The organism is Rhodopirellula sp. JB055 (genome assembly GCF_043100905.1).
Lineage (GTDB): Bacteria > Planctomycetota > Planctomycetia > Pirellulales > Pirellulaceae > Rhodopirellula.
This window is the reverse complement of the sequence record NZ_JBICHO010000237.1, coordinates 1-4,985: the sequence shown is the minus strand read 5'-3', so window position 1 is coordinate 4,985 and position 4,985 is coordinate 1. Positions and strand designations below refer to the sequence as shown.

General features: G+C 57.7%; 3 protein-coding genes. All 3 read right to left on the bottom strand.

Translation table 11 applies throughout. The features are described 5' to 3' along the window. Window positions 1-150: 150 nt before the first annotated feature. On the bottom strand, window positions 151-2,160 hold the full coding sequence (locus ACF8AM_RS09905) for a discoidin domain-containing protein (protein ID WP_392555483.1): 2,010 nt from the start codon (window positions 2,158-2,160) through the stop codon (window positions 151-153). A 199-nt stretch (window positions 2,161-2,359) separates the two neighbouring features. After that, on the bottom strand, window positions 2,360-3,685 hold the full coding sequence (locus ACF8AM_RS09900) for a TIGR03000 domain-containing protein (protein ID WP_392555484.1): 1,326 nt from the start codon (window positions 3,683-3,685) through the stop codon (window positions 2,360-2,362). Between the two features lie 278 nt (window positions 3,686-3,963). Then, window positions 3,964-4,985: protein-L-isoaspartate(D-aspartate) O-methyltransferase (locus ACF8AM_RS09895; protein ID WP_392555482.1), on the bottom strand; the 1,022-nt coding region annotated here is incomplete at its 5' end.

Here is a 4,985-nt window from a genome sequence, read left to right as displayed (position 1 = left end):
GCGTCCCTCGCGGGGGCCCCCCGCCTGTGTTTTTCCATGTTGGGTTCTTTGGGGCGGGGAGGTGGCGCCCCGTCCTGAACGGGCTACAACTCCTTGCCTTCGGCGCCGCGACCACTACGATCAATCCTCACTCTTAGCTGTGACAGACCACTAAGAAGCGATCTCAATCGTCAGGCGACTGCCCTGCCCTGGTTTTGAATCGATGGTCAGTGACCCGCCAAGTTTCTTGATTCGTTTGGTCATCCCGTCCAATCCCATGCCACGCACTTCCATTCGGTTCGCCCATTGATCCGCATCAAAGCCATCGCCGTTGTCTTCGACCCGCAATCGCCAACCATTCACTTGAGGACTGGCCGAGATTGCGACAATCGTGGCGTTGGCACTGCGAGCGATGTTGGCGAGTATCGCTTTGAAAGTCATGACCAGTTCACGCTGCGTCGCTTCGTTGGGGCTGAACGCTCGAAACCGAGGATCAACTTCCCATTGCACATCCAGCCCCGGCAACATGCGATTCGCGATGGCGTGAAGTTGATCGGCCAAGCAGTCTTGGCTTCGGTTGGGACCGCCCAACAACCACAATGTTTCGCGAATGGAGTCGGTGCACTCGCCAGCCAATTCGCGAACGGAACGCCAGTCTTCCTGCGTCTCGGCGTTGTTGTCGATCGCCTCACCCACTTCACCGATCCGAGCGATTGCAGCGAGGTTGCTTCCGATCTCATCGTGCAGGTCTTGAGCCAGTCGCATTCGAAAGTCTGCTCGTTGATGCGAACGACGTCTTCGCTGGATCCAGACGAGCAAAAGCAGACCGGCAGCAGCCAGCGTGCCCAGCGCGATTGCGGTCCGCCCTGCCCTTTGCTTGGCCACGGCGGTCAACTGCTCGATGCTCTGCTCGGTGGACTGGATCCTTTGACGCGATTCGCGAATGCGTTTCCAACGCTTGGACCATTCACTCAGTGGAAGGATTTTTCCATAGCTGGATTCGCCGTCGACGAGCAAGCTCAACGCCCGATCGCCACGCCAATGTTTCGCAGTCAGTGGCTTGCTGACGGCAAGGTTGACGCCGTGACTCAGCACTTCGAATTCCGCAAGTCCGACTTTGTTGCTGTTGCCCAACGAACCTTGTTCGCTGACGAATCGGACAAAGCGAGCGCTGGCATCGGCCACTGAAAGGGTGACAGGGTTGTTGCCGGGGTTTTCGTAGTTGGACTGCGTTCGAAACAGTACACGAGGGTTGTCGAAAGATTCGGAGTTGGATGCTTCGATTCGAAACCGCAGGGGAAATGCGTATCCCGGGTAGTCAGCGCCTTGTCGAGCGTGAACAGGGAACAGACGCAGTTCATCAAAGGTCTGTTTTGCCTCCAAGTCGATCTGAAACCAGACTTCGTCTCCCGCGTTGTCTGACTGGAAAAAGACACCGTCGTAGGTCGGCAACTCGTCCGCCGACTGAGGCGGCATGATTGGCGGGCCGAGTGGCGTCAATCCATCGACCAAATAACTTTCGTACCAAACCGGAGCCAAATGGGTGGTGTCAACCATCTGTGGAGAAGCACCCAAGGCTATGTTGCGATCGCCTTGAAGCACCATGATCTCCGATAACGCGAATGTCCAACGTCCGGTCACATTCGCAAGCTGCGTGACGGTGACGCGAAGGTACCGGGCATTCGCTCCCGGGGTTTCCATCACGACCGGCAGCGGGCTGTTGGTGTCGAGATCATGCTCCGCGGAGTGATAGAGAAGTTGAAACGTTTCGAAGTCTTTAGAATTCGATGCATCGATTCGAAATTGCTCTGGGAAGGCATACGGTTCCAATCCCTCATTTGCCGATCCGATGATCGCGGGGACGAGAAGGATTTGATCGAAAGCCTGCTCGCTGCCAAGATCGATCTGAATCCATGGGGCCTGCGGTGGCGGCGTGGAACGCATCTGAGATTGGCCGCCGACATGTGGCGACGTTTGTCTTAAAACGACCGGGCCCAGCCGATTCAATTCCGCCTTGGCAGATTCGAGCTCCGATTCAGCTTGTCGAAGCTCCGACGAGAAGACACTCCACCCGTTCGCATATAGGTGGTTGCTTGAAAGGGTTGCCGCCAACAGCACCACCGCTTGCAACCAGATCGCCTGGCGTCGGCAGATTTCGGGAGCGGATTGTGAGAGCAGCACTGGGATCAGCGGTGGATCGACGGGAGTTGGAGATCAAACGAACGCGAAGGTTCGAACGAGACGTTCCACTATAGTGTGACTCAGGCCAGTGGTTTCGCAGGGAAGGTTTCTGTGGAGGTGGTTGGGGCGGCGCATGAAAAAACCGCACCCGAGTGAATTCACTCCGGTGCGGTTGATGTTTCTTTCGATTCGAGACCGCTTATCGCATCGCGATGGCTTGATCGTCGAAGTCAAAGTTGAGTTCAACGGTGTCGCCAGCGGCAACGTTGATGGTCCGTTCTTGGCTCAGTTGACGACCGTTGGATTCCAACTCCACGCGAACGGTGTAGTTTTCCCAGTTTTCGCCAGCGGCCAATTGAGTGGTGCGGAAGGTGCGAACCGTTCCGAAGCCATTGGTCTCGTTGCCAGCCAGAACGACTTTTGCGTCGGCAGGAACGTGAAGTTGAACAACGGTTTCGGGTTGAGCGGGTTCAACGACGCTGAACTGTTCTTCTTCCTCTTCGTTGGCTTCTTCATCCGAAGCGGCTTCGGTTTGATTGAATACCAAACGTTCCATGTCGCCGGGACGAAGTTTGATGGTTCGTTTGTCGGTGCGCTCTTCACCGTCGACGTCGTAGGTCACGACGACTTCGTAGGTGTAGAGGTAACCGTCTTTCAGGCCACGCGACATGAACTGACGAACCATGCCGTCGCTGGTTGTTTCGTGCCCGTTGACCGTCACGCGAGCCGATTCGACTGGGACAGCAACGGTCAACAACGCGGCGTCGTCATCCAAGGTTGGTTTGCGGGATTCGTAAGAAGCACCGCTGTCGATGACCGAGCCATCGATGATGGTTTCGCCCACAGGAGCGCCACCGTCGATGATGGTTTCGCCCATGATCGTTTCGCCTTGGATCGGTGCCGAGTAAATCGGGGCCGATTCGATCATTGGAACGCTGTGCGAAATCGCGGGTGCGGCGTAAGTGACGGGAGCGACGTAGCTGACCCCGCCGGAGCTGCCACCGCTGCTTCCGCCTGAAAAAGCGGACGAATACGAAACCGAAGGAGCGTAGTATCCGCCACTGCTGCCGCCGGACGAACGTCCGCCGCTGCTGTAGGACGTGCCACCGCTGCTGTAGTTGGCTTTGACGACGTATCCGCCACTGCTGCCGTGATGGCGAGCTTTGATGCGAGCGATTTTTTGCCGCAAGTGGCCGAGCAGTCCGCCACCGGAGGACCCACGCGAGTAACCGCCTGAGGATCCACCAGAAGAACCTCCTGATGAGCCACCGGAAGAAGCGTAGGCGGCGGTGTATCCGCCTGACGATCCGCCGGAGGAAGCTCCCACGGAGCCTCCCGAAGAGCCCGCGTGGCGAGCTGCGATGCGAGCACGCAGGCCAGCGAGCAATCCGCCACCGCTGCTTCCGCCGCTGCTGCCGTAGACGACGCTACTGCCACCGCTACTGCCGTAACTCCCGTAGGAGCCACCCGCCTCTGCAGTAACGCTCATGCTGAGCGCCACCGTGAGGCATGCCAACATTTGCATGCACCTCATAAACGATTCTCCATCCTTTTGACGCGACTCTTGGTAATGCCGATCGATTGTCACCACAACAGTGAGCGATCGTTTCGGCTTGAATTGCACTTGGAAGCTGCGAGCCATTCAATCTGGGGGCTCGTCGCCTTCGCCAGGATAGCGGACCAGCGTTGCCGATCAAGAAGTCTGGGTAAAATAATCGGATTGCGTTGTCATGGTGTTACCTCAAAATCGCTGGATTGCTGGTGCCGTGAGTGCGCTCGGGAATCTTCGCACGCGTTTGACATTCAGCCGATTTTTTCGATCGACACGTGATCGAATTCGGAGGTGCCTGTCGCACCGAATAGTCCGACTCGCACGATGGCTTCCTTGGCTGCCCGAGGGACCCGAACCAATCGGCTGTCGTCCCGCCAAGGGCGAGTGCCCCGGTAGGGGCCCATGGAGAATGTTCCCAGGTCACGCCTGAGTTCGTCGTAGAAACTGATTGCGACCATTGGCCACGAATCCGCATCGGGCCCTTTGACGACATCTTCCGTTCGCACTCGAGCCGACAATCGAACCAACGAGACTTTCGTTCCGTCAATCGCAATGCCCTGCAGCAAGTGTGCCCCCAATCCGGGAGTTTCGTTTTCGAAGCGGATCAGTCCGGAATCTTCGGCTCCCTCGGCTTCGGGCGTCGGCAAGCTGATCTGCTGGACTTGGCGTCCGTAGTACCACCCCGGTACGAAGCCCTCTGGATCATCGGCTCCGGGCGGGTCCGAGAAATCTTCGTTGACGACCTTGGGATTGGCCGGGTCAGGAAGTGTCTGGCGAGCGTTTTCCGCGGTGCCAGTCATGGGAACGAACAAGGTTGGACGCAGCGGTTCCCGCACCAGTTTGCCGTTCCGTTTGGTCATCCGGTACAGCGTTTGTTGATAACGTTCCCCGACGGGAATGATCATCGACCCGCCTTCGCGAAGTTGTTCGACCAGCGGAACGGGCACGGATTCGGGGCTGCAAGTGACAATGATTTTGTCGAACGGTGCGTGCTCCGGCCAACCCAGAAAACCATCGCCGATTCGCGTGTGGACGTTTTCGTATCCCAGGCGGTTGAGCACGCCAGCGGCTCGGGTGCCCAGTTCGTCGACAATCTCAATGGAATAGACTTCCGCCACCAAGGGACTGAGCACGGCGGCTTGGTAACCGCTGCCGGTGCCTATCTCCAGCACCTTGTCCGTCGGTTGTGGATCCAGCGTTTCGGTCATCGAGGCGACGATGAAGGGGCTGCTGATGGTTTGAGCGGAACCGATTGGCAACGCCATGTCAAAGT